Source organism: Candidatus Nitrospira bockiana (assembly GCF_965152565.1).
The window spans coordinates 3,036,005-3,057,642 of sequence record NZ_OZ224215.1; the positions used below are offsets into that span (position 1 = coordinate 3,036,005).

Here is a 21,638-nt window from a genome sequence, read left to right on the forward strand (position 1 = left end):
CGGCATGCCGACCGTGAATCCTGGCTTCCATTGGAATGGCTCTGCGGCCGGTCGAGGTCTTCCGCCCATCCCTCGATTCCGCCCATCCCTCGAATAGAGGACCATCCCGGGGTTGGTCTCGTGACCAACTCGCCATCACCCCGCGGCGCCACGTCAACCCGTCCAATAGACTTCCCGTCCCGTTAGTGCTACATCCGGTCCAGCCACTTGCCACTTGTGCCCAGGACCCAGTAAGGGGTGCTGCACGCTGCCATGGCCTGGCCCTCTCCGCTGCCCGTGTTCCGCCGGAACGAAGCCCTTCGGAGAGCGTTCCTTTTCGTTCTGATCGTCGGATCCTACTCTGCCACCGGCAAACTGGGACTGCAGTGGGCTTCCTATCACCCTAGTTCGACCGCGATCTGGCCTCCTACCGGCATCGCGCTCGCCGCTCTCCTGGTCTTCGGCACCTGGACCTGGCCGGCGATTTTCTTCGCCGCCTTTTTCGTCAATGTGACCACCGCCGGGTCGGTCGCCACCTCTCTCGGAATCGCGACGGGCAACACCTTGGAAGCCGTGGTGGGCAGCCTGCTGGTCAGGAGGTTTGCGCAGAGTCCTCTGACCTTCGACCGCCCGGCCGATGTCTTCGTCTATATCGTCTGCGGCGCGTGCGTTGCGACGACCATCAGTGCCACGCTCGGCGTCTCGGTGCTGAGCGTCGCTCACTACGCCTCATGGCGAGATTTCTTCTCGATCTGGCAAACCTGGTGGCTGGGCGACGCGACCGGCGCCTTGGTGGTGGCACCCGTTCTGATCCTGTGGAGTCGCGGCCCTCGCCCCATCTATTCCCGAGCCCGGTGGCTCGAATTGGGCCTCCTGTTCATGATGGCCATCCTGGTGAGTCATCTCGCCTTCGACCTCTTCACCGTCGATCCCTCGCCGCCCTCTCCCTTGGGGTTCCTGACGGTGCCGCTTCTCGTCTGGGCGGCCGTGCGCTTCGGCCCGCGCGAAACGACGACGCTCATGCTGCTGCTCGCGGGCGTGGCCATCTGGCAGACGCTGCATGACCACGGGCCGTTCGCGCGCACCAACCTGCACGCCAGCCTCCTGTTGCTGCAGACCTTCATCGCGGTGCTGGCGGTCATGGCGCTCGCGCTCGCCGCTGCCGTTCGCCACCAGTACAACACCGCGATGCAATTGCGCGCGCGTGAAGCCGACCTCGTGGCCTCGCAAGCCGAATTACGGGCCCTGTTCGCCTCCATGACTGACGTCGTCCTCGTGCTCGACGCCGAGGGACGCTACCTCAAGATCGCCCCTACGAATCCCACGTTCCTGTATCGCCCGCCCGACGACCTCCTCGGAAAGACGATCGAGGAAGTCTTGCCGGGATCGCACGCCCACGCGATTCTCACCCACATCCGAGAGGTCCTCGCGACTCAGCGGCCTGCTCGGGTGGAATACCGGCTGCCGATCAGGGGCACCGAGGTCTGGTTCGACGGCATCGTCTCGCCGCTCGACGACAGGAGCGTGCTGTGGGTCGCTCACGACATCACGGATCGCAAACGGATCGAGCACGAGCTCCAGCAGCTCACCCAGCATCTGGAACAGCGGGTGGCGGCACGGACCGCGGAGCTCCAAGAGGCCAACCGGCAGCTCCAAGAGTTGTACGCGATGAAGTCCGCCTTCGTGAGCACCGTCTCGCACGAGTTGCGCACTCCCATGACCTCCATCAAAGGGTTCGTCGAGAACATGCTCGACGGACTGGCCGGGCCTCTCAGCGAGCGACAACGCTTCTACTTGAATCGGATTCAGTACAACGCCGAACGGTTGACCCGGCTGATCACCAGCGTGTTGACGCTGTCGAAGCTCGAGCGTGGCCAGCCGCTCGAGCTGGAGCCTGTCCCGATGACGGACGTGATCACGGACGTCCTCACGAACTTCGCCGGGCAGGCGCACGAGAAATCGATCGTCCTGACCGGGCCCGCCGGCAAGCAGCCCCGCGTCGTCTCCTGCGATCGTGATCGGATCCTGCAAGTGCTCTCCAACCTCGTGGAGAACGCGCTCAAGTTTACGCCGCCCCACGGCACCGTCGAGGTCGATTTCGAAGCCTTGCCTGACGGATCGGTGCAGGTGTCCGTTCGGGACACCGGATGCGGCATCCCGGAAGCCGAGCACGACCGGATTTTCGAGCCGTTCTATCAGAACCCCTGCCGGCCGGCCCGCAACTCCGGTGTGGGCCTCGGCCTCTCGATCGTCAAGCGACTCATCGAGCTCCACGGCGGGCGCGTGTGGGTCGAAAGCCACGTCAACCAAGGGAGCCGGTTCTCCTTCATCCTTCCTCCCGCGTCCGAGGCCTTGCGGCATACGGGCTAGCGGGCCTATCCTATCCTTCAATCGGTTCCCCTCCAGGCGCCAAGCTCCTGGCCTGCAGTCGTGTGACCTCGTCGTTGTCGGGACTGTCCATGACCGGCAAGCTGAGCTGGACTTTGGTCCAATCGACAGCTTGCAAGCCCGTCCGGCAGACTCTGCTCGATTGACGGCCCGTCGGAAAGCCCAGAACCGGGACCATGTGATCCTCTGACGGCAGATCCGTCGGATATGCATCATGCCTCAGCACAGCCACGTGCCGGTCGGAGCCGCTCGTTCCATCGAGATGATCGCGGTTCGCCCCGCCAACGCCTCCTGCCTCGATTCCGCCATACCCAGCGGTGACGGCACGCGGCCCGTCATCATGGAAGCATTCGATGACCCCGGCCTCCTTCCGCCGGGCCACAGTCGGCTCTCGGGTGAGGACACGGTCCCCCTGTCCACCGTCTGCCGCCCACCTGGAGGGCCAGAACGTGCCCCTGCGTATCCTCGTCGTCGATGATGAAGAGCTGATTCGGCGATTGATTCCCGAGGCCATTCGGCGCCAGCTCCCGGATGTCGTCATCGAGACGGCCGAATCGGGTCGCGACGCGTTGACCCACCTGCGGAGTCATCCCTATCACGTGGTGATCAGCGACGTGGGTATGCCCCACGGGGACGGGTTCTTCTTGCTCGAAGAGATCAAGCGGGATTGGCCTCATCTGCCCGTCATCCTGATGTCCGGCGAAGCGAGAGAAGAGGAGGCCCGCGAGCGAGGGGCGCAGGCATTCCTCCCCAAGCCGCTCAATCTGGACCAACTCATCCGGATCGTTCAGGCCCTGCGAGGGCGGAGGATCCGGGTGATCATTCGACGGGACGACTCTCCCCGATAGCCTCGCGCCCCCGACTCCCCGGCCCGCGTGTGTCCGCCGCTCTTCCTTGGCGACCGGGTCGAGCCCACTCATGGTCCTACGTGAGCGGCCCTATTTGGCCTCTGCCTGAATGGCTCTAGGTATTGCACGTAACAATCCCTACGATTGCGCCGCGCGGTGAGACTCTCTATCTTACGGCAGCCTCAGGGAGGATTTGAGAAGATGTTGGCCGGGCCGTGCTGAGCCGGGGAATGAAGAGCGCTGCCGAAGACGTGCCCGCGGCGCCTCTACGCCGCGCTGATCGCGCGGCGCTCATGCCCGCGCCGCAGAGCGGCGCTTCTCGCACGTCCGAAGGGGGTGGCATGGTGGGAGACTCCATGAAGCGGAGCGACGGCGGTCGCATCGATTCCCGCCATGAAGCCGCCGTCACCGCGCTTCTCCGCTACGGCTTCTCCATTCTCGTCGTCGCGCTGTCGAACTGGCTCCGGGTCCAGCTCGACCCTTATTTCCATACCACGTTCCTGTTCGGCACGTTTGCAATCGTCATCACCGCGCAGTTCGCGGGGACGGGGCCGGCTCTCCTGGCTTTGGCCCTGAGCATTCTCTCCATCGATTACTTCGTGTTCGCCCCGGAGGAGTCGTTTGCCCCGTTGGGGCCGGGCCACTGGGTCGGGATCGGGTTCTTCAGCTTTATCGGCGTCGCCATCGCGGTGCTGGCCGAATCACAGCGCCGCAGCTATCGCCGCGCGGAGGACGCGGCGGCGCAGGCGAACTTGCGGCGCCAAGAGCTCGAGCGCGAGGTGGCTGAGCGCAAGCGGGCCGAGCGCTCGCTCAAGGAGAGCGAAAGCCGGCTGAAGCAAATCACGGAGATCATGCCGCAGTTGGTCTGGACCGCCCGACCCGATGGGACGATCGACTACCGCAACAAGCGCTGGCTCGACTATTCCGGGTTGGAAGGCCAGGAGCTGCAAGCGGGCGGGTGGCGGATCATCCTGCATCCCGATGACGTCGAGCCGACCCTCACCGCGTGGGACGCGGCCACCCGGGCCGGCGCCGAATACCACGTCGAGCACCGGCTCCGGGCGGCGGACGGGCATTACGAGTGGTTCTTGACCCGGGCCCAGCCTTCGCGCGGGGAAGACGGGACGATCGAGAAATGGTTCGGGACGTCCACGGGAATCGACGATCTGAAACGCGCACAGGACGCCCTGTACGAAAGCCGCGAGCGGCTGCGCATCGCCCAACGCGCCGCCAGGGCGGGCACGTGGGACTGGGACATCGTACAGGATCAGGTCACGCTCTCACCGGAATATTCCGAGCTGTGTGGGATGTCGGTCGGACCATGCCCGTTCCAGGCATGGCTGACCTCGGTGCATGAGGAGGACCGTGAGCCCCTCGCGGAACATATCAAGGACGTCCTCCGCCGGCGCGCCGACCCGCAATTCCAATTCCGCGCAAGGCGGCCCGACGGATCCGTCTGTTGGATCCTTGCGCACGGCAAGACCCTCTGCAATTCCGACGGCGACCCGATTCGCGTCATTGGAATCGCCCTCGACGTCACCGCTGCAAAACAGGCCGAAGCGCATCTGCTTCGCCTGCTGGATGAAGCGCAGCAGCACAAGCAAGACCTCCAGGAAAAGCAGGAGCAGTTGATCCAGGCGGCCAAGCTCGCCACCGTCGGGGAATTGGCGACCGGGGTGGCCCATGAGCTCAACAATCCCTTGAACAACATCGGCTTGTTCGTGGGCAATCTCATCGACTCGCTCCGAGCCTCTCCGGCGGACCCCGACCTCGTCATTTCCGTGCTTCAGGAGATCCAGGGGCAAGTCGGCAGGGCGGCGAAAATCATCTCGCAGCTCCGGACGTTCGGTCGCCGCGCGTCCTACGACCGTGAGCCGCTCGCGATCAACGGCGTGGTCAGATCGGCGGTCTCGCTGTTGGAAGCCCAGCTCCAACTGGCGGGCATTCGGGTCGTGCTGCACTTCGACGAGGCTGATTGCGTCGTCGAGGGCAACCATCTCAAGCTCGAGCAAGTGTTGATCAACCTGCTGGCGAACGCCCGCGATGCGGTGAAGTCGGCGCCGGAAAAAGTGATCGCGGTGACCGTGACGAGCGAGGGCAAGCACGTGAAGATTCGCGTGCAAGACACCGGGAAAGGGATCGCTCCGGAGATCCAAGGGCGGATCTTCGATCCGTTTTTCACGACCAAGCCCGTGGGCGAAGGAACCGGCCTCGGCCTCTCCATCAGCTACGCCATCATCAAGGATCACCAGGGCACGATCGACGTCGCCACCTCCGAGGCCGGCAGCTCGTTCACGATCTCGCTGCCCGTCCTCAAGGCCGACCTGCGTGGCCGTGCAAGACAAGACGCCTGAACGTCGGGGTCCGCGTCCCTCGTTCCCCACATTCCACGGTCAGTCGTCCACCGCCAGGCCGATCCCCAGGATACATGGGCGAGCATAGCGGGTGGTCAGAAAGCTCGTGCATCGCCACTCGATCACCCGCTCCCGGCCGGTCTTCGTCAGCCATGGGTTGCGATGAGGGATCTTGAGCGCCGAGGCGCATGGATCCGCGAATCGCTGGCGCACGATCGCCTGCCATGCAGGCGGAACAAATGACAGGACCGGCCGGCCGACCACCTCCTCACGCTGGTAGCCCGTCAACTCCTCGGCTCGGGTGTTGAACACCAGGATATTGCCGTCGGGATCGGTGAGCACGACCAGGCACGGCACGGTGTCGATCAGCGCCGCCAGGAACCGCTCTTGATCTTGAATCGTCCGCGTCCGGTCTTGAACGAGCCGCTCGATCGATTCGGCCCAGTCGGCCACGAGCGCTCCCTTGGCCACCACTTTCCTGAGCTGCGACATTTCGATCGCGCGGCGGACCCAGGCCGTGAGCTGGTCTCTCTCGATCGGCTTGGTGAGGAAAGCAAAGGCCTGTCCGTTGATGGCCTTCGCCGCGTCTTGATCGAGCAGATGACCGCTCATCAGAAGAACAGGCACGTCGGGGAGGAGGGCGCGGAGCCTGGACAGGAAGGCCAGGCCGTTGATCTTCGGCATGCACATCGCTGAGCACGACATCATAGGGCTCGACGGAGATCAATTTCAGAGCCTCCTCCGGTGAAGACACGGTGGTGACCCGAAGATCGGGCAGGCGGACTTCGAGCGCACCGGACACGGCCTGGAGGGTCATGGGATCATCATCCACCACCAGCAACCGGCCTGACGTCATACATCCTCTTTGAGAGTACAGCTTGTGGGAGACGAACCGGGCAGGAAGTGTACTCAGGCTGTCGGCCACCGTCTGTCGTCCATTGGACAGATCGCCGACGGAGCACCACCGCACCTTCTGAAGGAGCGTGCCAGGCACCGCCCGATAGAGTGAAGCTTATGAAGAACGCCCTGCTCCGATCAATCGTGACCGCTCTGAACACCTCCCTCAAGGGATCCGATATGGTCGACATGACCGAGCAGCAGGTCGTCTACGAACCGGACTCGCCGATCGAATTCGTATATTTTCCTGAGGATTGTGCGATTTCACTCTTCGGCATCCTGGGCGACGGTGGAACCGTCGAAATTGCCACGGTCGGACCCGAGGGACTCCTTGGCGTGTCGGCACTGGACGGCCACCATCGGATGCTGCCCCGGGCCGTCGTCCAAGTGGGAGGAACGGCGACGCGGGTGAGCGCCCGCGTGTTGAAGGAAGCGAGCAGGATGTCCTATCACGTCGCACACCGCCTGTTCAGCTACATCGACCTGCTTCTCGCACAAGCATTTCAAGCGAGCGCATGCAATCGGTTCCATACGGCGGAGCAACGCCTCGCCCGGTTCCTCCTGCGGCACCGTGACGCGACGCGAAAAACCGTTTTCCACTTGACCCAGGAATTCCTGGCCGAATGTCTCGGCGCCAACCGGACCACGGTGGTCGCGGCGATCTCTTCATTGGAAGGGGCGGGCTGCATTCGACACGAGCGGGGTCAGATCCGTCTCGTCGATGCGGCGGAACTGGAGAACAGGGCGTGTGAGTGTTACCTGCGTCTCAGGCGTGCCCTTATCGAATACCTTGGGGCGTTGGCCTGATCGTTGGCGGCCGTCTCTGCAACAGGCCGAGACGGATAGGTCCGAACCGGGGCCTGGCGCCCGCCGCGGCTCCCGCCTGAAGCAGCTCGTTGAACCGTAGCCAGGCATGCGGCCGAGCCCGCCGCGGCACGTCGTCTTTGATCCGGCAGCACCGCCCGGCTACAGCCTAACCAGACCGCTCGCGCCTCAGTCGCTCCAGCTCCGACTCTACGTCCTTGATTTGGCGCTTCAATCGAATCATCTCGAGCTCCCGGCCCACGGCGACATCTTCGAACTTTTCGAGGTCGAGCACTTTCTCCTGGAGATCCGCCTGCACCGTGCGAAGATCGCCAATGGTCTTCTGAAGCTTGGCATTCAAGTCCTGCACCTTGTCCAGGGCGTGCTTCATGTCCGTCTGGTCCCGCATGATCTTCACGTACCCACGGAGCTCTCTGTCCCGCAATGCGATCGTCAGTCCGCTGCACCAGAATCGTGTCCCGTCCTTTCGAAGGATCCAGCGATCATCGCTCGCTTGGCCTTGGCGAACCGCGATCTGGAGCTCCCTGCTCGGGATCGCCCTTCTCCCGGTCCTCTGGGATGAACAGGACATCGAAAGGACGTCCGAGGATGTCGGTCCCCTCATAGCCGAGCAGCATTCGTGCCGACTCGTTCCAGCTCGCCACCCGCCCCTGAGCATCGAGCGTGAAGATGGCCAAGCCTTTGGCATTCTTGACCAAGAGATGGAACAGCTCCGCTTCCTCCATACTCTTTTATCTACCGCAGCGTCACGGCGCTCGCCTGTCCGTAGCTGTGGAAGGCGAGTGCCAGCAGGGTGGAGGCGGTGAGGCTGGTCGCTTAGTGAACGGGCTCTACAGGACCGCGCCTAGGCACCAGGGGTGAAGAGAGCGGCCCACACTGGCATGGCCCTCCGCCTGATGTTCGCGTGCCCGCTTGCGCGGTTACCCTGAATGAAAGGAGGGCCATGGATATGCGGACATGCAGCCGGGTGATGCTCACAATGCTGGTGGCGCTGGTTTTGGCGGGGTGCGTCGATTCGAGGCGCGGCCATGAGTATGATTCCTCCTCCGACGGCCGCTATCGCGACTCGACCTCCACGACGACCGAAGGAGCGGTGCGCCAAGGAGTACGAGAAGGCGTCCGAGAGGGTATGTCGGATCGCATCGGGCCCTGAGCACGATGAGGCACACGGAGATGTCCGCGAGACGGATATCTCCGTGCCTCAGCACCACGCCGGCGAGTCAACGACCCCTTCGTGTGGGTTCCGCCCTTGGGTTGGTTCACCATGCCCACAGGCTCTGGAAGGTTCCGAACGACCGCCTGCGTCGACTCCAAATCCCACTTCAGAGGCAGCAGTGTGTGACGAACCGACCCGGCGGGGATCCCCTCTCGATTGCTGGCGGCAGTCGGTTCTTCGGTTCTGAAGAATGGCCGCCCCCTTCACGGCCTCGTCGATTTCCATCAGGGCGACGGCGAACGGATTCACTTCACAGTGGGCTTGCGCTTCAATGAAGAGCCACAGGCCAAGCATGTCCGGATCCGTCCTACATAACCGCATTCGCGATTCTTGTAGTATTCCCGCCCGGAAGAGCCAACCGTTGCCATGGGGAGGAAGCATGCAGAAACAGGAGACACGCGATCTCAGCCATCTGGATATCTCCTTGGAGCGGGATGTCTTTCTCCGCACCTTGCTGCACCACTTGTCCGGATCGCTCCAAGACGTCGTGGGACTGGAGGAGGCGTCCGGCTTCATCAGCGTCGTGGGGCAGCAGATCGGTGATGAGATCAATGAGCAGTACAAGGCCCATCTCCGAACGGAGGCATTGAGCCGATCCCAGGTGGCTCAAGTCCTCGTGGATTTGAAGAGGCGGATCCAGGGCGACTTTTACGTCATCGAAGAAACCGACGAGAAAATCGTCCTCGGCAATCGTGCATGCCCATTCGGAGACAAAGTGGTGGGTCGTCCGGCCCTCTGCATGATGACCTCCAACGTCTTCGGTGTCATTGCCGCTCAGAACCTGGGCTATGCCAAAGTCGTCATCGAGGAAGCCATCGCCCTGAGACACCCGGGCTGTCGCGTAACCGTTCATCTGCGGGTGGGCCGCGAGGCTGACAGCGCTACGGGCCGAGAGTATTTTCGCAGCGAGGATCGCGAGTGAGATATCCGTTTTTCGCCTTGGCCGACTGTTTCCCTGAGCCGGTGTTCCTCCTCTCCCCAACCGGCCGCATCGAGGATCTCAACCGAGCCGCCGAACGGCAGGTACAGCTCATGGCCGACCAGGTCCGCGGACGCCCCCTGACGGAGTTTCTTGCCGACCCCGGCGGCGCCTGGCCGCACTACCTCAGGTTGTGCACCCGATCCAGAGAGGCGGTGCCTGGCGCGGTCACCATGCGCGTCGGGGGAGACGCCATGCCCTACCAAGCCAACGGATGCGTCTTCCATGCCGACGACCCACCCCGCAGGTTTGTGGTCCTTCGTTTACGTTCCAAAGAGACCAGCGTCTCCAGGTTCGTGATGTTGAACCAGAGGGTGGAGGCCCTCACGAAGGCTCTCCACCGCCGCAAGGAACTGGAGGACGCGGTCCGAGAGCAGCGGGAGTGGTTCAAAGTCACGTTGACGAGCATCGGGGATGCCGTGATCGCGACCGACGATCAGGGGCGCGTGACGTTCGTGAATCCGCCCGCCGAAGCGCTGACGGGGTGGACGCAGGACGAAGCGCACGGACGCCCGCTCACCGAAGTCTTTCGCATCATCAATGAGTACTCGCGACACCCGGCCGGAAATCCCGTGGAGCGAGTGATCGCGGAAGGGCGCGTGGTGGGTCTGGCCAACCACACCGTGCTCATTCACCGCGCCGGTCCGGAATGCCCGATCGAAGACAGCGCCGCGCCCATTCGGGACAGCCAAGGCCGGCTCATCGGCGTCGTCCTCGTCTTCCACGACATCACGGCCCGGCGCAAGGCCGAGAAGGCGCTGGAGCAATCTCAGCAAGAGTTGCTCGATCGTGTGAGAGATTTGGAGCAGTTCCACGACGTCGTCGTGGGACGGGAGCTGAAGATGCTCGAACTGGAAAAACGCATCAAGACGCTCGAGGCGCAGATTCAAGGCGGTCGTCAAGATCCCTAGATCGTCCTGGCGGTCTCGTTGTCCCGGTCTCGTCCCGGCGGGGGCGGACCCACTTCTGTACCGCAGAGAATGCAGGCATAGCGTTCCGTCGCCTCCCCCTTCTCGGTCCACAGCAACTCGAGTTGGTAATGGCGGCACGGCCTCACGGCCTGCCCCTGCCGCCATCGCTCTCGCAATTGTCTGGCTTGATCCTCCGTCATGCCCTCCTGCCGCCGGGTACGATGCGCCGGGGCGCAGCATAACCGGCCTCGCGCCGCCTCAGAAGATGCAAACGGCTTTAGGATCAGTATCTACGACGAGGCCGAACGTCGGGGATGAGTGGGACGATCGGAGCCGGGCCGCGACCGGCGAGGAAGACCGAGGACTTTGAGAATAACGGGAACGACTACCCCTTCTGCAGGCAGTCGCGGATCATTTGCAGGATCAGCCTCCGTTGAGGTTCCGCCAACTCGATGAATTCCACGCCGAATTGGTAAGGCTGACACCATCGCACCTTCGCCAGATCCACCCGGAGCCCCTTGGTCGGCAGCCACGTGTGCATCCGGACATACTCGCCTGGGATCGTACACCGCGGCGTGCGGATCGCGCATCCGAACAGAGACAGATTGACGATCGATCCCTCGGCGACACATCCGTTGCTCTCGAACAGCACGGGGCACCGGCATTGACACCGCACATGTCGTAGCTGCATCGCCTCGCTCCAAGAGGTCACGGTACCTGGTCTCCCGACGAGGAAGCAATCCGACCAAAGGCCATCGCGCGGCGACCGGCGAGGCCCGTGCGTGGTGTGCATCAATGGAAGGCGTCCGCAGGGGAGGCGCCTTTCGTCAAGGACCGGCCGCCTTCGGCTCGACGCTCAGAATCCGCACGTCATAGACGACGCGTTGTCCGGCGAGGGGATGATTGAGGTCCAAGACCGCGGAGTGCTCGTTCAGCTCGAGGACCGTTGCGAAGCTCTCCTTTTCCCGGCTCTTCAGCACGGCCCCGGGCTGAATCTCGGCAGGAAGCTGTTGGCGATCGACGGACTGCCGCTTCGAAGGATCATAACGGCCGTAGGCCTGCTCGGGCCCCAGCTCTACCCGCTTCTGTTCACCTTCATGCATACCGGAGAGCGCTTGTTCGAGACCCGGCAAAATCTCGTGCTGCCCGTGCGTATAGGTCATGATTTTTTCGCCGGAGCTGGCCCCTTTGTCCGGAACGCTGAGCGTATATTCGAGCGTGACTTTCGCCCCATCGGCCACCGGACTTCCGGCGTGGGCATTTGGCACGGCCGTCCCGGCGAGTGCCACGCATACCGCCAGCAGCCCTTGTCGCATGATTGCCATCATGGCACCCCCCGCAGGTTCTAGCTTCGTCCGTCCCAGCGATTCACCGAGGAACCCGTCGCCATCCGGGCTACACACGCTCGGACATTTGAGCTTGGAGCTCTTCGTTCGCGCGCCGCAACGCCTCCTCCGCTTCCTTCAACTCGGTCACGTCCTGGCATGCTCCATACATCCGCACGATCGTTCCGTCGGCATCGGTGACGACCTTCCCTCGGGAGTGAAGCACTCTGACCGCCCTATCGCCCCGGATGATGCGATGGAAGTACGTGAACGGCTGGCGATCGGCCAAGGCCTGTTTGGCCACGGCCACCGTGGCCTCGAGGTCGTCCGGATGCGTCCGTTCGAGGAACGCTTCATAGGTCCCTCCAAAGTCTTCCGGTCGAATCCCGTACACCTCGCAGAGTTCGTCGGACCAGACGACCTTGTTGGCCTTGACATCCCAGGTCCAGCTCCCCAAGCGGGCGAGCCGCTGCGCTTCGCTCAAATGCTGTTCACTCTGACGCAACTTGGCCTCGACCCGCTTCCGCTCTTCGACCTCCTGCTCGAGCGACTGATTCGCAGCCTCGAGTCTGGCGGTGCGCTCCTCGACCCGGCGTTCCAGCTCGGCGTTGAGGCGGCGTATCCCGTCTTCGGCCTCCTTCCTGGCCGTCACGTCGAGCATGAATCCGCGGAGCCCGGTGACCCGTTCACCGTCCCGGACGACGGTCACGACATCCTGGATCCAGACTACACGGCCGTCGGCGGCAAGCATCCGGTACTCGAAGTCATAGAACAGCCGTTCCTGCGACGCCTTCAAGCAGTAGCTCACCGCCGCGTCCCGATCGTCGGGATGAATGTGCCGCACCCAAAAATCCTGCTCGTACCACGACTCCAGGGCGTGCCCCAGCAGCGTGACGGCTTGAGGTCCGACATAGGTGAACCGCCAGGAGGCGGCATCGGCTTCCCATGGAATCATTCGGGTGGTTTCCAACAGCAGTCGCAGCCGCTCCTCGCTCTGTCGCAAAGCTTCCGTTCGTTCCGCCACCCGCCGCTCGAGGTCCCGGGCATGCCGCTCGAGCAACCGTGTCTTCTCCTCGACTTCCCGACTCAGTTGGCGTTCATGCATCGCCCGTTTCAACCACTCGATGAAGAAATCGAAATCCAGCGGTTTTTGCACGAAGCAGTAGGCGCCGGCTCGGAGCGCTTCCACTCCCAGGTCCCTGTCTCCATGTCCGGTCACCAGCATCACCGGGATGGAAGGCTTCACCGCCCGGACTTGGCGCAGGAGGGTGAGCCCATCCATCCCCGGCATCTTGATGTCCGAGATCACCGCGTCGTAATCCGACGAACGCACGCGGTCAAGCGCGCCTCGCTCCCCGACAGACAGGTCTCCACCTCGACGCCCGGCAGGCGCCAGCGCAGGCGTTGACTTAACGCCTCGAGCAGGATCTGGTCGTCGTCGACGAGCAGTAGTGCCGCCATCTGTCGAACGGGAGGGGTGAGGTGCTCCCGGTGCGCCGCGATTGTCGGGACCGCAGCCTTCAGAAAACCGAGCTTAGGCAGTTTTACAGGATCTGTCTGTCGGACAGACCCTGACAGACGGGGCCCGATGGCAAGGGAAAGAGACGTGCGGAACACCGAGGAACACGGAGGGAAGGACTGAAGCGGAATCGTTATGGCTGCCGGCGAGCGGCCTCGAGCCTGGCCCATCGCTTCGAAAACGGCATGGTTTCTCCCCGCAACGATTCCATTTGACGTTCGCCGCTGACGTCGTCGGGGTACAAGCGGTGCAAGAACTCCTCGAGCGGTTGCGCGGACGCCGGCGTACGAAACGAAGGAAATCGGCGGATCAGGTCGGCCCGCTCCGCTTCCAAGCCCAATTGGAAAGCCCGATCATCAGGGTCGACGAGGATCCAAAGCTTGGAAAGATTGATGTTGCGCAAGGCGGCCGCGCGCCCGGCCGCTCGTGTCACGGCCTCTTCATCGACGGGCGCGCCGAAGCTGCCGCGCAGCATCTCCTCAACCGAGGCGAGCAGGATTCGCTGAAAGCGGATATGCGCGTCGAGATAGAGCCCGGCCGCTTCCCGCTCTTGTCCCGCTGCCGCCAACGCATCCGCTTGTGCCGATGCCAGCTCGGCATCCTGAACCGATGCCGCCCGGCCGGCGGCTCCACCGGCAAGAAGCACGCACGCGAAGACAAGCGGTATGCTGACCGCTCGGATGACGTAGAGCCGAGCCTCTCCTACCCTTCGCCTGGCCGACCTTCGCAGTGGCATCGCCTCCTTTCAACCGGCTGTTCCCAGGGTTACTGAGATTCAGGGGCGCACAGGTGGGCCAGAATCCCGGTCCGGGTGCTGGTCTTCGTCTTCTGCATGATATGGGTGATATGCGCTTTCACCGTCGATTCCGCAATCCCCAGCAGATTCCCAATTTCCTTGTTCGTCAACCCTCTGCTGATTCCCTCCACGACGGTGCATTCCCGCTCGGTCAACCCATACCGTTGTTTCAACAGTCCGCTCGAGCGTTGGCGTGGGATGAGCGGTTCGAGCATAATCAAAAAACGATCCGCCCCGGCCCTCGTCCGACCTTCTATCAACGCAAGGCTGCGCAGTAAGACACCCCCGGCCACTCGAGACAACTCGACGGGACTATGATTGGTGTGTGCACGGTCACCGTCAAGCAGCCGTTCGAGATCATGGCACAGGTCCACTACCACGCGCGGCAACAAGCCGACCCGGTCTTCGGCGTTGCCGTGGATCTGAAGCAAGAGGTCCCACGCCGCACGGTTGAAGTATTGAACACTGCACTCTCGTGACAAGATCAGGATCGCCGGGCCTTGTCGCTGCTCAGTCAATGCCGCCAGATCCTCCGGGACACTCTCGATGCGGTCGTCGCGATCAGTCAGGATGCCGGTGTGTGCCATTGCCCCCTCCTTTCGAACGATGCTGCTCGGCATCATCAGGAACCGTGCCTAGGCGACAGCACCGTGGACCGTGGAAAATTCAGGGGTTTTGAGCGACCCGCCCGAGGGTGCCCGGCTCATGAGACACCCGCGCTCGGGCTCTGTCTCAGCCGAACCCCTGAAATCTTCCCTTCCCTGTAGGACACGGCGTGTTCTTCGGCATTCACGCATTTTGTGGACCGGTTGTGGAAAAGCCCCTCTTGCAACTTTGGAATGTCGCGCCATGCATGGGCTAGGACCACGTTGCTCATTATTTGGGCATTGTGGAGTCCCGCCGAACACCACAACATCTTGGTCAAGCCTCTTTCTCCATCTGAACGCCCCGGCCTTCGCTGGGGAGCCGCGGCGAGACCGCTCCTCTGTGTGCATAAGATGTGCAGACAGGCCGCGTCGCGTGTAGGTGGAATTCCGACGGACCGCACGCTCGGCGGGGATCTTGCCCACCTCGAGACCGTTGGGTTTTGTCAAAGCCAGCGTATGTTCGAAGTAGGAACAGTGCTCAGGAAATGCCTCGTACGCCGTTCCCCGATGCGGCGGATCGCCATGCCTGCCCATCCTGAGAGGATCCGGCTGACTCCTGATCCATGGCACTCATGGTAAGGAGGATCGTATACGGGAGGTGGACGATGAGCACGGTGAGAAACTTGGGAGACTCGGGGCAGCGACCAAGCCAGGCAGGGCAGGAGCTTCTCTGCTTCCGTTGCGGTCACAAGTGGGTGCAGGCGACCGAGGTCCCACCGGAGCACTGCCCGAATTGTCACAGCCCGAACTGGGACCGCCCTCCTCAGGGCTATGCGATGTGACTACGGATCGCCCGGTGCGCGACGGCCGATCCGACCCATGATCTTTCTCCTGCGAGATGCCACTGACTCGCTTTTCAGACATTTCCTACAGTCGGTTTTCTCGTCATCCTGGTTACTGCCCTTAGGTGATTCATCGCAAGATAGGCTCAGGTCGACTCCGCTCTGCCTCACGTATCGGAGGCGGGCTGCTCCGTGCAGCCGAACTTCACCCGCACCGCACCCTCAGTCAAAAGGAGACGCCATGACCTGCCCGCGCTGCCAAGGACTGATGCTCAAGGATGCCTGCATCGACCTCCTCGAGACTCAATCGACCTGGATCGTGACGCATCGATGCGTGAACTGCGGACACATCGCCGACGCCGTCGTCACGGCCAACAGGCAACGCCAGTCGATGTCTGCGGTGGCGCCCTTTGTCGGGTCGGCGTAGCCGCGACGTACGGCGCGCCGGGCACCGCCGAGCGTGCGTCGCCCCACAACGGCGTACGGGTAGGGGATCGGCAGGGCAAGCGGCTAGGGTTGGACGATCCCTTGCGCCAAGGCCGTCTTCAGCAACTGGGCGGTATTCGTCACCCTGGCTTTTTTCATCACGGTGGCGCGATGCGCCTCGACGGTCTTCACGCTGATTTTCAACCGACTGGCGATCTCTCGGTTCTTCAAACCCGACCAGACCAACTCGACGATCTGGCGCTCTCTGGCGGTGAACTCCTCGGGGCGCCGTTTAGGTCGAGCGACCGTTGTCTTTGACTTCGCCTGAGCTTTCATGCCGCCGCCTCCTTCGCTTCGGCTCACTATAGAGGCGACGTTCGTGTCCCAATAGCGGACGGTATCGCCATCCCTAGTCGGATGAGTACTTACTGCCCCCGCCCGTCCCGGCTCTAGGTAAGCGGCATCCGGCCCCGTCTCGGCCTACGCCGGGCGCGCCGTACTCCGACAGACACGCCTCACCCTGAGTCCTACCGTATTCCATGATCCTGGTAGGCGTGAGGGAGGGATTGCCCATGGGGTGTTCGGAGCTTCATTCGGGGGGAAACCAACAGAGTCCTCGAGCAGTACATTGGGCGAGGAGTCTCGCCCTGTCACTGGTCGCCCTGCTCGTCCTGGCGCTGTCGTCAGCGCAAGCCGGCTCACTCCCGCTATCCGATCTCCTCGATCGCGCTGAACCGCTCTCGGTCGGCCTCCTGACGTTTTCAGATTTTCACCTGAGTCCGATCGGATCTCTTCAGACGTTTCCCAGGTCCGAGCTCTCTGCGCTTCCGTTGCTCGATGGCCCGTATGTCGGCCTGCGCTTCGGCTCATTCACCGCCCCCCCGCAGACGGTCCGTGAGGCGAGCCTCCGTTATACCGTCAGCGCCCCCTATCCCCTGCAGACGCTCTCGCTTCATACGCCGCCCTTTGTTCCGGGGCCCTCGAGCGATGCTCGGAGCCTTCAAGACGCCGGGTTCGTCGTCTTCACCGGTCTTTCCGGCGACCAGGAGGTGGAGACGTTTGCGGACGCGGTCGGTTGCTGCCGAAACGACCCCGTCATCCGCAACCTAGCCCTGCCTGCGGCGAACCGACTGGTGGTCCAAAATACGATCCAGGTCTTCGGGGGCGACCGCCGTCCGGGCAGCCAGGGCTCTCCTTCGCTCACACTGCCTTACATTGAGAACTGGTTCGTGGCTTCCGGAGGAAGAAGCGCGCAGGTGCAGCCCATCCCTGAGCCAAGGACATCGGCGCTGCTGCTGACCGGACTCCTCTTGCTCGCGCGACGGATGAGGAGACGGTGAAGAACGACCGGCGTTGGCGAGATCGTCAGGGAGATTCGGAGGGACGCCAAGCGTCGACCGGCTTGAGGCGTACATCCCTGCACGAGACGGGATCGAGGATCCGCCACGCGGGACGTCCCCATCCCCCGCATCCGGAGCCGCAGCCCGAGCCGACGCCGGATCCCTTGCCGACGCCGCTGCCGGAGCCCTTTCCCGGCCCCGACCCGCCTCCTGGTCCCGGCCCCGGGCCCGACCGTCCATGATCGAGGCTCCGCCGATCGCGCAGGCGGTCGAGGGGCCCCTTGCCGTGCCGCCTTAGGTCTTCAACAACCGGGGACGGGACTCCGGGCCGTCATCGCTGGTGCTCTCCGACGCCATGGCACAACGACCGGTGAAGAGGACGCCTTCTTCCATCGAAAACTTCGGCGTGCGGATGGTCCCATCCAATACCGCGGGCCGTTGCAACTTCACCGACTCCGCGGCCACGACATCGGCGTACACCTTCCCTTGGCTGATGACGGTGCCCGCCGAGATCTTGCCGCGCAGCTCCGCCTGATCGCCGATGATCAACGTCCCATCGGCCTCGACGTCTCCTTCGACCATCCCGTCGATCCGGAAGGTCCCCCGATAGCGAATCGATCCTTTGAACGTCACCCCCTTTCCAATAAAGGCGACGACGTCGGGTTGGGTCGTGTCACTCATGCTGCCTCCCTTGGAGTGCTGCCCCTGTCAGCGTGCACGGTATCGACGGCGTGTGCGTCGCGCGGCTATCCTCTCCTTTCCCGTTGCACGAATCAAGCATCAAGACGGTGACGGGCGGATGAAGGCGGGCTTCAAAACAGCCTCTTGCGCGCCATGCGCGCAGAGCATCAGACAGGAAGTGCGTGGGAGGTGATCCGGCGAGAGCGTCGCGTCTACGCGCGCCCCGATCGAGAGTGAAACCGGGTGGCAAATGCTCGTACCGGCCTGGCCGCCTCGGTTCGGGCGTCATGGATCTCGAACAAACGGCGAACAGCCAACCAATCGCCCTGTTCCGCCAGGCGAAGGAGGCGCTCACGTGCTTCGACATCTACCGCTTCTTCCAGGCGCATGATGATCACTCCGTTTCAAGTCGAGGCGGTCTCTCCGGTTGTCAGCTCCATTGTATGTAGGGCGACTTGGGACAACAAGATACGACAACCACGTACAGGTTGGCCGGTACGTACATCCGACGCGCCGGTGAGTCCGGGAGTGATGGAACCGCCTGTCGTAAAGAAGGAGCGGCACGACGTGGAGTCAATGGACGACGGACCTGCGGCGACGGCGGCTGCGGAATCCAACCAGGTGCGAGCCGCTCACGCGGTCGGCTTGCGGTCGAAGGCGGCCCAGTTGTGCTCGCGTACGCGTGGGTCGGCTGCCGCGTGCTCACCGCACTCGATACGAATGAGGCGATCGCCGAATGGGGCGTTTACGAAATCACAATGGTGGGGACGTTCTGCATCTGCATGGACGTGAGGACGGAAAAACCGACAGGTCACACACATTCTCGCGGTCGGGATGTCCCCTTGCGCCTGGAGGTTGTAGATCATCTTCACCAACGTGCGCAGCAACATGACCTGTTCGTCGGCCGGCAACGTCTGTGCGGCTGCAGCCAGAAACTCCGGCCAACTCGATGCCGCTTCGGCTTTCCGTCGTCCCTTGGCGGTGAGGCTCACGCTGACCGAGCGTCCATCGGCCTGCGAGCGGGTGCGCTTCACGAGCCCGCGTTCGGCAAGGGTGCGAATGACTTCGGACGCGGTCGGGAGCCGCACGGCCAACTCCTCGGCAATCGCGCTGACCGTCGCCGTCTGCTTCGGCTGAATCCGAAGGACGCTGAGCGTTTGTGCCTGCAAGGGCATCAGCCGCTTGACGCCCGCCTCTTTCCACGCGCGACTGCGAAGCGCCAGACCGATCTTGCTCAGGCCCGTGGCCACCCGCTGCGCAACCGGCTCCGTTTTCGTCTCCAAGACGTTCATCGCATGGCTCCTTCTGCTAGGAATGAGAAGGAAGACTAAAATACCAGTATTTTTCTAGAAGGTGACCCAAAACGGGTGAGGGTGTCAAGAGATTTTTCGTAAGAGGCCGCGCGACGGCACGTCGCGGGGAAACGACAGGATCTCAACCATGGTTGACAACGTCCGCGGCCGCGCCTAAGATGCCCGCCGTTGCTTCAACCCGCGGACCGCGATGGCTCTCCACGAACTCGCCCAGTCGCTTCATAACTGTCAACTCTGCAAGCTCGCCAAACTGGGCCGTAGTCAGGTGGTCTTCGGCGTCGGAAATCCCAGCGCCCGAATCATGTTCGTCGGGGAAGCGCCCGGCTTTCACGAGGACAAGCAGGGGGAACCGTTCGTCGGTGCGGCGGGGAAGTTGCTCAATCAGTTGCTCGAGTCGGTCGGCCTTACCCGGTCGGACATCTATATCGCGAACGTGATCAAGTGCCGGCCTCCCAACAACCGTGATCCGGAACCGGACGAGGTGGAGGCCTGCAAGCCCTTTCTGCTGGAGCAGATCGCCATGATCCGTCCGACCCTCATCTGCACCCTGGGCCGCTGGGCGACGGAAACGATCCTGGAGCGAAAAGTCGGAATTACGAAAATCCGCGGCCACGTCATCCGCCACAAGGACTTGACGGTCTTCCCGCTCCTCCACCCGGCTGCGGCGCTCCACCAAGGGAACCTGCTCGACCCGCTCCGAGAGGACTTCGTGAAGTTGAAAGCCTACCTCGATCGGGCGCAATCGCCGCCGCCGCCCCCCGCAACTGCAGAAGCCCCGACCGGACAACCGCCGGCTCAGATGACGTTGTTCTAGCACCGATCAGATCGGTTCGAATCAGGCAGGATCACGCCGTCGCCGGCTTCTCATCAGCCGGTGAGGTTGGTCGGTCTTCTGATTTCAGCTCTTCAGGCTCGCGCTCGTCCGTCTCTGGCTCTTCGAACCACGCGACGAGCATCTCGTCCCACCACGCCTCGTCGACTTCGGGGCCCGGGTCTTGCGCGAGATAGGCGACATGCTCGGGAGTGACGGCGGGACCCACCGCCGACGGGTTGTACTTGGCCCGGCCGATGACTTCCTGCGTGGCGTACCCTCCCACGATCCAGGAATCAGGATCGGCACGCCTGGACTTATAGGCCTTGAGCCCGTGCTTCAGATACAAGAAGATCTGTCGCTGGGCCTCGTCCGCCACGCCCGTTGCCGGGAGGCTCAACGTTTTCTCGATCTTCTTGCGCCAGTGCCGGTCGTTGTAGCGCGACGTCAGCAGCTGGAGCATCTTCTTTCCCATCTCGGCATCGAGCGCCATAGATCCTCGCTTCGTGATCGGACGGTTCTAGCCTACCGTATCGAGAAGACCGGCTGCTTGCAACAAATTCCGGCACCGCTCGTGCTCCATGGTCGGGACGGATACGAACAGGCCGAGGTATTCGCCGCTCAGCAGCGAGGTGGTTCGAAACGGCTCGAGGCTCAGGCCGTAGTCGATGCCCGCCTCGGTCAGCACCCGCTCGACCTTCTGAGCATCCACGACATTGCCCGCAATGTACACCACCTTCATCGGCGTTCCGACGACTTCATCCGGTGTACGACGCGGCATGGTCGGAAGCTTATGACCGGCGGGAGGGGGTGCACCCTCTTGGTAGACGGTGAGGATTTGCCGAGCCGAATACGACTCCAACGACGATTCCGACGCTACCCAAGGTGTTGCTTGAAGAACGCGACTGCGCGGGTCCACGCGTCCTTCGCTTCCGCAGGTTTGTAGACCTCTTTGCGCGTATCATTGAAGAATGCATGCGAGGCACCCGGGTACGTCTTGATCTCGCCCGATTTGCCGTATTTCTTCAGGGCCGCCGCCAACCGCTGCACGTCGGCTTTTGTGATCCACCCGTCTTCCTCGCCATAGATGTACAGGATCGGACAGGCGAGCTTTTGCAGCGGGGTATCGGGATTCGGGACCTGCCCATAAAACGGCACCGCCGCCTTGATCTCACCGGTCGTACACGGGAGCATGAGCGCATAAGAGCCGCCCATGCAGAACCCCGTGACGCCGATCCGCGCCGGATCGACCTCGGGCGTCGTTTTCAGATACGCGATGGTCGCCTGCAAATCTTTGAGCCCGTCCTGCTGTTGCAGCGTATTCATCAACTTCCCGGCTTCGTTGGCGTCCGTCGTCACGCGGTTGCCGAGGCGGCTGTACAAATCCGGCGCGATCGCGACGTACCCCTCTTTGGCGTAGCGGCGGGCGATGTCCTTGATGTGGTCGTTCAGGCCCCACCACTCCTGCACGATGATGATCGCCGGCCGCCGCTCTTTCACGGCCGGTGCAACCGCATACGCACGGACGGTCACGCCGTCGCTCGGATACTGCACCATACGCTCTTTCAAGTCCCGATCGCTCACTGTCTCGGCCATGGCGT

27 protein-coding genes are annotated in these 21,638 nt (G+C 63.0%); 10 read left to right on the forward strand and 17 right to left on the reverse strand.

Going from position 1 to position 21,638, the window contains the following annotated elements; all coding sequences use genetic code 11:
• The first annotated feature begins 252 nt into the window (after positions 1 to 252).
• A complete protein-coding gene (locus ACWHYV_RS14755) occupies positions 253 to 2,349 on the forward strand; it encodes an MASE1 domain-containing protein (protein WP_447977259.1) in 2,097 nt (698 codons plus the stop codon).
• 237 nt (positions 2,350 to 2,586) lie between these two features.
• On the opposite strand, the gene ACWHYV_RS14760 is transcribed toward ACWHYV_RS14755, so the two are convergent.
• Positions 2,587 to 2,709, reverse strand: coding sequence for a hypothetical protein (locus ACWHYV_RS14760; RefSeq protein ID WP_447977260.1), 123 nt, complete (start codon positions 2,707 to 2,709; stop codon positions 2,587 to 2,589).
• 107 nt (positions 2,710 to 2,816) lie between these two features.
• Between ACWHYV_RS14760 and ACWHYV_RS14765 the strand changes: the two genes are divergently transcribed.
• Complete coding sequence (locus tag ACWHYV_RS14765) at positions 2,817 to 3,215, forward strand: response regulator (RefSeq protein WP_447977261.1); 399 nt, start codon at positions 2,817 to 2,819, stop codon at positions 3,213 to 3,215.
• Between the two features lie 356 nt (positions 3,216 to 3,571).
• Positions 3,572 to 5,569, forward strand: a complete 1,998-nt coding sequence (locus tag ACWHYV_RS14770) for a PAS domain-containing protein (RefSeq protein ID WP_447977262.1) — start codon at positions 3,572 to 3,574, stop codon at positions 5,567 to 5,569.
• 39 nt (positions 5,570 to 5,608) lie between these two features.
• Here ACWHYV_RS14770 and ACWHYV_RS14775 read toward each other — a convergent pair whose 3' ends face one another.
• Positions 5,609 to 6,253 carry a PAS domain S-box protein gene (locus ACWHYV_RS14775; protein WP_447977263.1) on the reverse strand — a complete coding sequence of 215 codons (645 nt, stop codon included), beginning with the start codon at positions 6,251 to 6,253 and terminating at the stop codon, positions 5,609 to 5,611.
• A gap of 357 nt (positions 6,254 to 6,610) precedes the next feature.
• On the opposite strand from ACWHYV_RS14775, the gene ACWHYV_RS14780 reads away from it, so the two are divergent.
• Positions 6,611 to 7,273 (forward strand): Crp/Fnr family transcriptional regulator, encoded by a 663-nt coding sequence (locus ACWHYV_RS14780; RefSeq protein WP_447977264.1) that lies wholly within the window; start codon positions 6,611 to 6,613, stop codon positions 7,271 to 7,273.
• A gap of 166 nt (positions 7,274 to 7,439) precedes the next feature.
• On the opposite strand, the gene ACWHYV_RS14785 is transcribed toward ACWHYV_RS14780, so the two are convergent.
• The gene (locus tag ACWHYV_RS14785; RefSeq protein WP_447977265.1) at positions 7,440 to 7,679 is read right to left on the reverse strand and encodes a hypothetical protein; all 240 of its coding nucleotides are present in this window, start codon (positions 7,677 to 7,679) and stop codon (positions 7,440 to 7,442) included.
• A gap of 94 nt (positions 7,680 to 7,773) precedes the next feature.
• On the reverse strand, positions 7,774 to 8,016 hold the full coding sequence (locus tag ACWHYV_RS14790; protein ID WP_447977266.1) for a PAS domain-containing protein: 243 nt from the start codon (positions 8,014 to 8,016) through the stop codon (positions 7,774 to 7,776).
• A gap of 218 nt (positions 8,017 to 8,234) precedes the next feature.
• Here ACWHYV_RS14790 and ACWHYV_RS14795 point away from each other — a divergent pair, with 218 nt between their 5' ends.
• The 3 genes from ACWHYV_RS14795 to ACWHYV_RS14805 all read left to right on the forward strand — a co-directional run bounded on the left by ACWHYV_RS14795 (position 8,235) and on the right by ACWHYV_RS14805 (position 10,397).
• A complete protein-coding gene (locus ACWHYV_RS14795) occupies positions 8,235 to 8,444 on the forward strand; it encodes a hypothetical protein (protein ID WP_447977267.1) in 210 nt (69 codons plus the stop codon).
• Between the two features lie 442 nt (positions 8,445 to 8,886).
• Entirely contained in the window at positions 8,887 to 9,429 is a 543-nt protein-coding gene (locus tag ACWHYV_RS14800) for a methanogen output domain 1-containing protein (RefSeq protein WP_447977268.1), read from the forward strand.
• On the forward strand, positions 9,426 to 10,397 hold the full coding sequence (locus tag ACWHYV_RS14805) for a PAS domain-containing protein (RefSeq protein WP_447977269.1): 972 nt from the start codon (positions 9,426 to 9,428) through the stop codon (positions 10,395 to 10,397). Before ACWHYV_RS14800 ends, ACWHYV_RS14805 begins: the two co-directional genes overlap by 4 nt.
• Here ACWHYV_RS14805 and ACWHYV_RS14810 read toward each other — a convergent pair.
• The 7 genes from ACWHYV_RS14810 to ACWHYV_RS14840 all read right to left on the reverse strand — a co-directional run bounded on the left by ACWHYV_RS14810 (position 10,394) and on the right by ACWHYV_RS14840 (position 14,624).
• Complete coding sequence (locus tag ACWHYV_RS14810; RefSeq protein ID WP_447977270.1) at positions 10,394 to 10,597, reverse strand: hypothetical protein; 204 nt, start codon at positions 10,595 to 10,597, stop codon at positions 10,394 to 10,396. The two genes, ACWHYV_RS14805 and ACWHYV_RS14810, sit on opposite strands and share 4 nt — an antisense overlap.
• Before the next feature lie 185 nt (positions 10,598 to 10,782).
• Positions 10,783 to 11,088 carry a PilZ domain-containing protein gene (locus ACWHYV_RS14815; RefSeq protein WP_447977271.1) on the reverse strand — a complete coding sequence of 102 codons (306 nt, stop codon included), beginning with the start codon at positions 11,086 to 11,088 and terminating at the stop codon, positions 10,783 to 10,785.
• Positions 11,089 to 11,224: 136 nt separating this feature from the next.
• Positions 11,225 to 11,713 carry an FKBP-type peptidyl-prolyl cis-trans isomerase gene (locus tag ACWHYV_RS14820; RefSeq protein ID WP_447977272.1) on the reverse strand — a complete coding sequence of 163 codons (489 nt, stop codon included), beginning with the start codon at positions 11,711 to 11,713 and terminating at the stop codon, positions 11,225 to 11,227.
• A 79-nt stretch (positions 11,714 to 11,792) separates the two neighbouring features.
• The gene (locus ACWHYV_RS14825) at positions 11,793 to 13,055 is read right to left on the reverse strand and encodes a PAS domain-containing protein (protein ID WP_447977273.1); all 1,263 of its coding nucleotides are present in this window, start codon (positions 13,053 to 13,055) and stop codon (positions 11,793 to 11,795) included.
• The gene (locus tag ACWHYV_RS14830; protein WP_447977274.1) at positions 13,028 to 13,183 is read right to left on the reverse strand and encodes a hypothetical protein; all 156 of its coding nucleotides are present in this window, start codon (positions 13,181 to 13,183) and stop codon (positions 13,028 to 13,030) included. The genes ACWHYV_RS14825 and ACWHYV_RS14830 overlap by 28 nt, the downstream gene beginning before the upstream one ends.
• Before the next feature lie 191 nt (positions 13,184 to 13,374).
• The gene (locus ACWHYV_RS14835; protein ID WP_447977275.1) at positions 13,375 to 13,977 is read right to left on the reverse strand and encodes a hypothetical protein; all 603 of its coding nucleotides are present in this window, start codon (positions 13,975 to 13,977) and stop codon (positions 13,375 to 13,377) included.
• Between the two features lie 29 nt (positions 13,978 to 14,006).
• A complete protein-coding gene (locus ACWHYV_RS14840; RefSeq protein WP_447977276.1) occupies positions 14,007 to 14,624 on the reverse strand; it encodes a helix-turn-helix transcriptional regulator in 618 nt (205 codons plus the stop codon).
• Positions 14,625 to 15,707: 1,083 nt separating this feature from the next.
• On the opposite strand from ACWHYV_RS14840, the gene ACWHYV_RS14845 reads away from it, so the two are divergent.
• On the forward strand, positions 15,708 to 15,893 hold the full coding sequence (locus tag ACWHYV_RS14845; RefSeq protein ID WP_447977277.1) for a hypothetical protein: 186 nt from the start codon (positions 15,708 to 15,710) through the stop codon (positions 15,891 to 15,893).
• A gap of 83 nt (positions 15,894 to 15,976) precedes the next feature.
• Here ACWHYV_RS14845 and ACWHYV_RS14850 read toward each other — a convergent pair whose 3' ends face one another.
• The gene (locus tag ACWHYV_RS14850) at positions 15,977 to 16,228 is read right to left on the reverse strand and encodes a LuxR C-terminal-related transcriptional regulator (RefSeq protein WP_447977278.1); all 252 of its coding nucleotides are present in this window, start codon (positions 16,226 to 16,228) and stop codon (positions 15,977 to 15,979) included.
• A 236-nt stretch (positions 16,229 to 16,464) separates the two neighbouring features.
• Between ACWHYV_RS14850 and ACWHYV_RS14855 the strand changes: the two genes are divergently transcribed.
• On the forward strand, positions 16,465 to 17,232 hold the full coding sequence (locus tag ACWHYV_RS14855) for a hypothetical protein (protein ID WP_447977279.1): 768 nt from the start codon (positions 16,465 to 16,467) through the stop codon (positions 17,230 to 17,232).
• Positions 17,233 to 17,526: 294 nt separating this feature from the next.
• Here ACWHYV_RS14855 and ACWHYV_RS14860 read toward each other — a convergent pair whose 3' ends face one another.
• Together ACWHYV_RS14860 and ACWHYV_RS14865 are read right to left on the reverse strand one after the other, a co-directional pair.
• Positions 17,527 to 17,913, reverse strand: a complete 387-nt coding sequence (locus ACWHYV_RS14860) for a bactofilin family protein (RefSeq protein ID WP_447977280.1) — start codon at positions 17,911 to 17,913, stop codon at positions 17,527 to 17,529.
• A 632-nt stretch (positions 17,914 to 18,545) separates the two neighbouring features.
• Positions 18,546 to 19,205, reverse strand: a complete 660-nt coding sequence (locus tag ACWHYV_RS14865; protein WP_447977281.1) for a MarR family winged helix-turn-helix transcriptional regulator — start codon at positions 19,203 to 19,205, stop codon at positions 18,546 to 18,548.
• A 211-nt stretch (positions 19,206 to 19,416) separates the two neighbouring features.
• Here ACWHYV_RS14865 and ACWHYV_RS14870 point away from each other — a divergent pair, with 211 nt between their 5' ends.
• Positions 19,417 to 20,040, forward strand: a complete 624-nt coding sequence (locus tag ACWHYV_RS14870; RefSeq protein WP_447977282.1) for a uracil-DNA glycosylase — start codon at positions 19,417 to 19,419, stop codon at positions 20,038 to 20,040.
• A 31-nt stretch (positions 20,041 to 20,071) separates the two neighbouring features.
• Here ACWHYV_RS14870 and ACWHYV_RS14875 read toward each other — a convergent pair whose 3' ends face one another.
• The 3 genes from ACWHYV_RS14875 to ACWHYV_RS14885 form a co-directional block, all read right to left on the reverse strand.
• Entirely contained in the window at positions 20,072 to 20,530 is a 459-nt protein-coding gene (locus ACWHYV_RS14875) for a hypothetical protein (protein ID WP_447977283.1), read from the reverse strand.
• A gap of 27 nt (positions 20,531 to 20,557) precedes the next feature.
• A complete protein-coding gene (locus tag ACWHYV_RS14880) occupies positions 20,558 to 20,818 on the reverse strand; it encodes a hypothetical protein (RefSeq protein ID WP_447977284.1) in 261 nt (86 codons plus the stop codon).
• Positions 20,819 to 20,913: 95 nt separating this feature from the next.
• Positions 20,914 to 21,633 (reverse strand): dienelactone hydrolase family protein, encoded by a 720-nt coding sequence (locus ACWHYV_RS14885; RefSeq protein WP_447977285.1) that lies wholly within the window; start codon positions 21,631 to 21,633, stop codon positions 20,914 to 20,916.
• Between the last annotated feature and the right edge of the window lie 5 nt (positions 21,634 to 21,638).

Excerpts from the sequence above, each read along its gene's own strand:
- ACWHYV_RS14845 (WP_447977277.1), top strand. The coding sequence starts at position 15,708 with ATGACCTGCCCGCGCTGCCAAGGACTGATGCTCAAGGATGCCTGCATC.
- ACWHYV_RS14775 (WP_447977263.1), bottom strand. The coding sequence starts at position 6,253 with ATGCCGAAGATCAACGGCCTGGCCTTCCTGTCCAGGCTCCGCGCCCTC.
- ACWHYV_RS14800 (WP_447977268.1), top strand. The coding sequence starts at position 8,887 with ATGCAGAAACAGGAGACACGCGATCTCAGCCATCTGGATATCTCCTTG.
- ACWHYV_RS14785 (WP_447977265.1), bottom strand. The coding sequence starts at position 7,679 with ATGCGGGACCAGACGGACATGAAGCACGCCCTGGACAAGGTGCAGGAC.
- ACWHYV_RS14830 (WP_447977274.1), bottom strand. The coding sequence starts at position 13,183 with ATGGCGGCACTACTGCTCGTCGACGACGACCAGATCCTGCTCGAGGCG.
- ACWHYV_RS14760 (WP_447977260.1), bottom strand. The coding sequence starts at position 2,709 with ATGATGACGGGCCGCGTGCCGTCACCGCTGGGTATGGCGGAATCGAGG.
- ACWHYV_RS14790 (WP_447977266.1), bottom strand. The coding sequence starts at position 8,016 with ATGGAGGAAGCGGAGCTGTTCCATCTCTTGGTCAAGAATGCCAAAGGC.
- ACWHYV_RS14860 (WP_447977280.1), bottom strand. The coding sequence starts at position 17,913 with ATGAGTGACACGACCCAACCCGACGTCGTCGCCTTTATTGGAAAGGGG.
- ACWHYV_RS14850 (WP_447977278.1), bottom strand. The coding sequence starts at position 16,228 with ATGAAAGCTCAGGCGAAGTCAAAGACAACGGTCGCTCGACCTAAACGG.
- ACWHYV_RS14870 (WP_447977282.1), top strand. The coding sequence starts at position 19,417 with ATGGCTCTCCACGAACTCGCCCAGTCGCTTCATAACTGTCAACTCTGC.
- ACWHYV_RS14875 (WP_447977283.1), bottom strand. The coding sequence starts at position 20,530 with ATGGCGCTCGATGCCGAGATGGGAAAGAAGATGCTCCAGCTGCTGACG.
- ACWHYV_RS14880 (WP_447977284.1), bottom strand. The coding sequence starts at position 20,818 with ATGCCGCGTCGTACACCGGATGAAGTCGTCGGAACGCCGATGAAGGTG.
- ACWHYV_RS14835 (WP_447977275.1), bottom strand. The coding sequence starts at position 13,977 with ATGCCACTGCGAAGGTCGGCCAGGCGAAGGGTAGGAGAGGCTCGGCTC.
- ACWHYV_RS14795 (WP_447977267.1), top strand. The coding sequence starts at position 8,235 with ATGGATATGCGGACATGCAGCCGGGTGATGCTCACAATGCTGGTGGCG.
- ACWHYV_RS14885 (WP_447977285.1), bottom strand. The coding sequence starts at position 21,633 with ATGGCCGAGACAGTGAGCGATCGGGACTTGAAAGAGCGTATGGTGCAG.
- ACWHYV_RS14820 (WP_447977272.1), bottom strand. The coding sequence starts at position 11,713 with ATGCGACAAGGGCTGCTGGCGGTATGCGTGGCACTCGCCGGGACGGCC.
- ACWHYV_RS14865 (WP_447977281.1), bottom strand. The coding sequence starts at position 19,205 with ATGAACGTCTTGGAGACGAAAACGGAGCCGGTTGCGCAGCGGGTGGCC.
- ACWHYV_RS14815 (WP_447977271.1), bottom strand. The coding sequence starts at position 11,088 with ATGCAGCTACGACATGTGCGGTGTCAATGCCGGTGCCCCGTGCTGTTC.
- ACWHYV_RS14755 (WP_447977259.1), top strand. The coding sequence starts at position 253 with ATGGCCTGGCCCTCTCCGCTGCCCGTGTTCCGCCGGAACGAAGCCCTT.
- ACWHYV_RS14855 (WP_447977279.1), top strand. The coding sequence starts at position 16,465 with ATGGGGTGTTCGGAGCTTCATTCGGGGGGAAACCAACAGAGTCCTCGA.
- ACWHYV_RS14840 (WP_447977276.1), bottom strand. The coding sequence starts at position 14,624 with ATGGCACACACCGGCATCCTGACTGATCGCGACGACCGCATCGAGAGT.
- ACWHYV_RS14810 (WP_447977270.1), bottom strand. The coding sequence starts at position 10,597 with ATGACGGAGGATCAAGCCAGACAATTGCGAGAGCGATGGCGGCAGGGG.
- ACWHYV_RS14770 (WP_447977262.1), top strand. The coding sequence starts at position 3,572 with ATGAAGCGGAGCGACGGCGGTCGCATCGATTCCCGCCATGAAGCCGCC.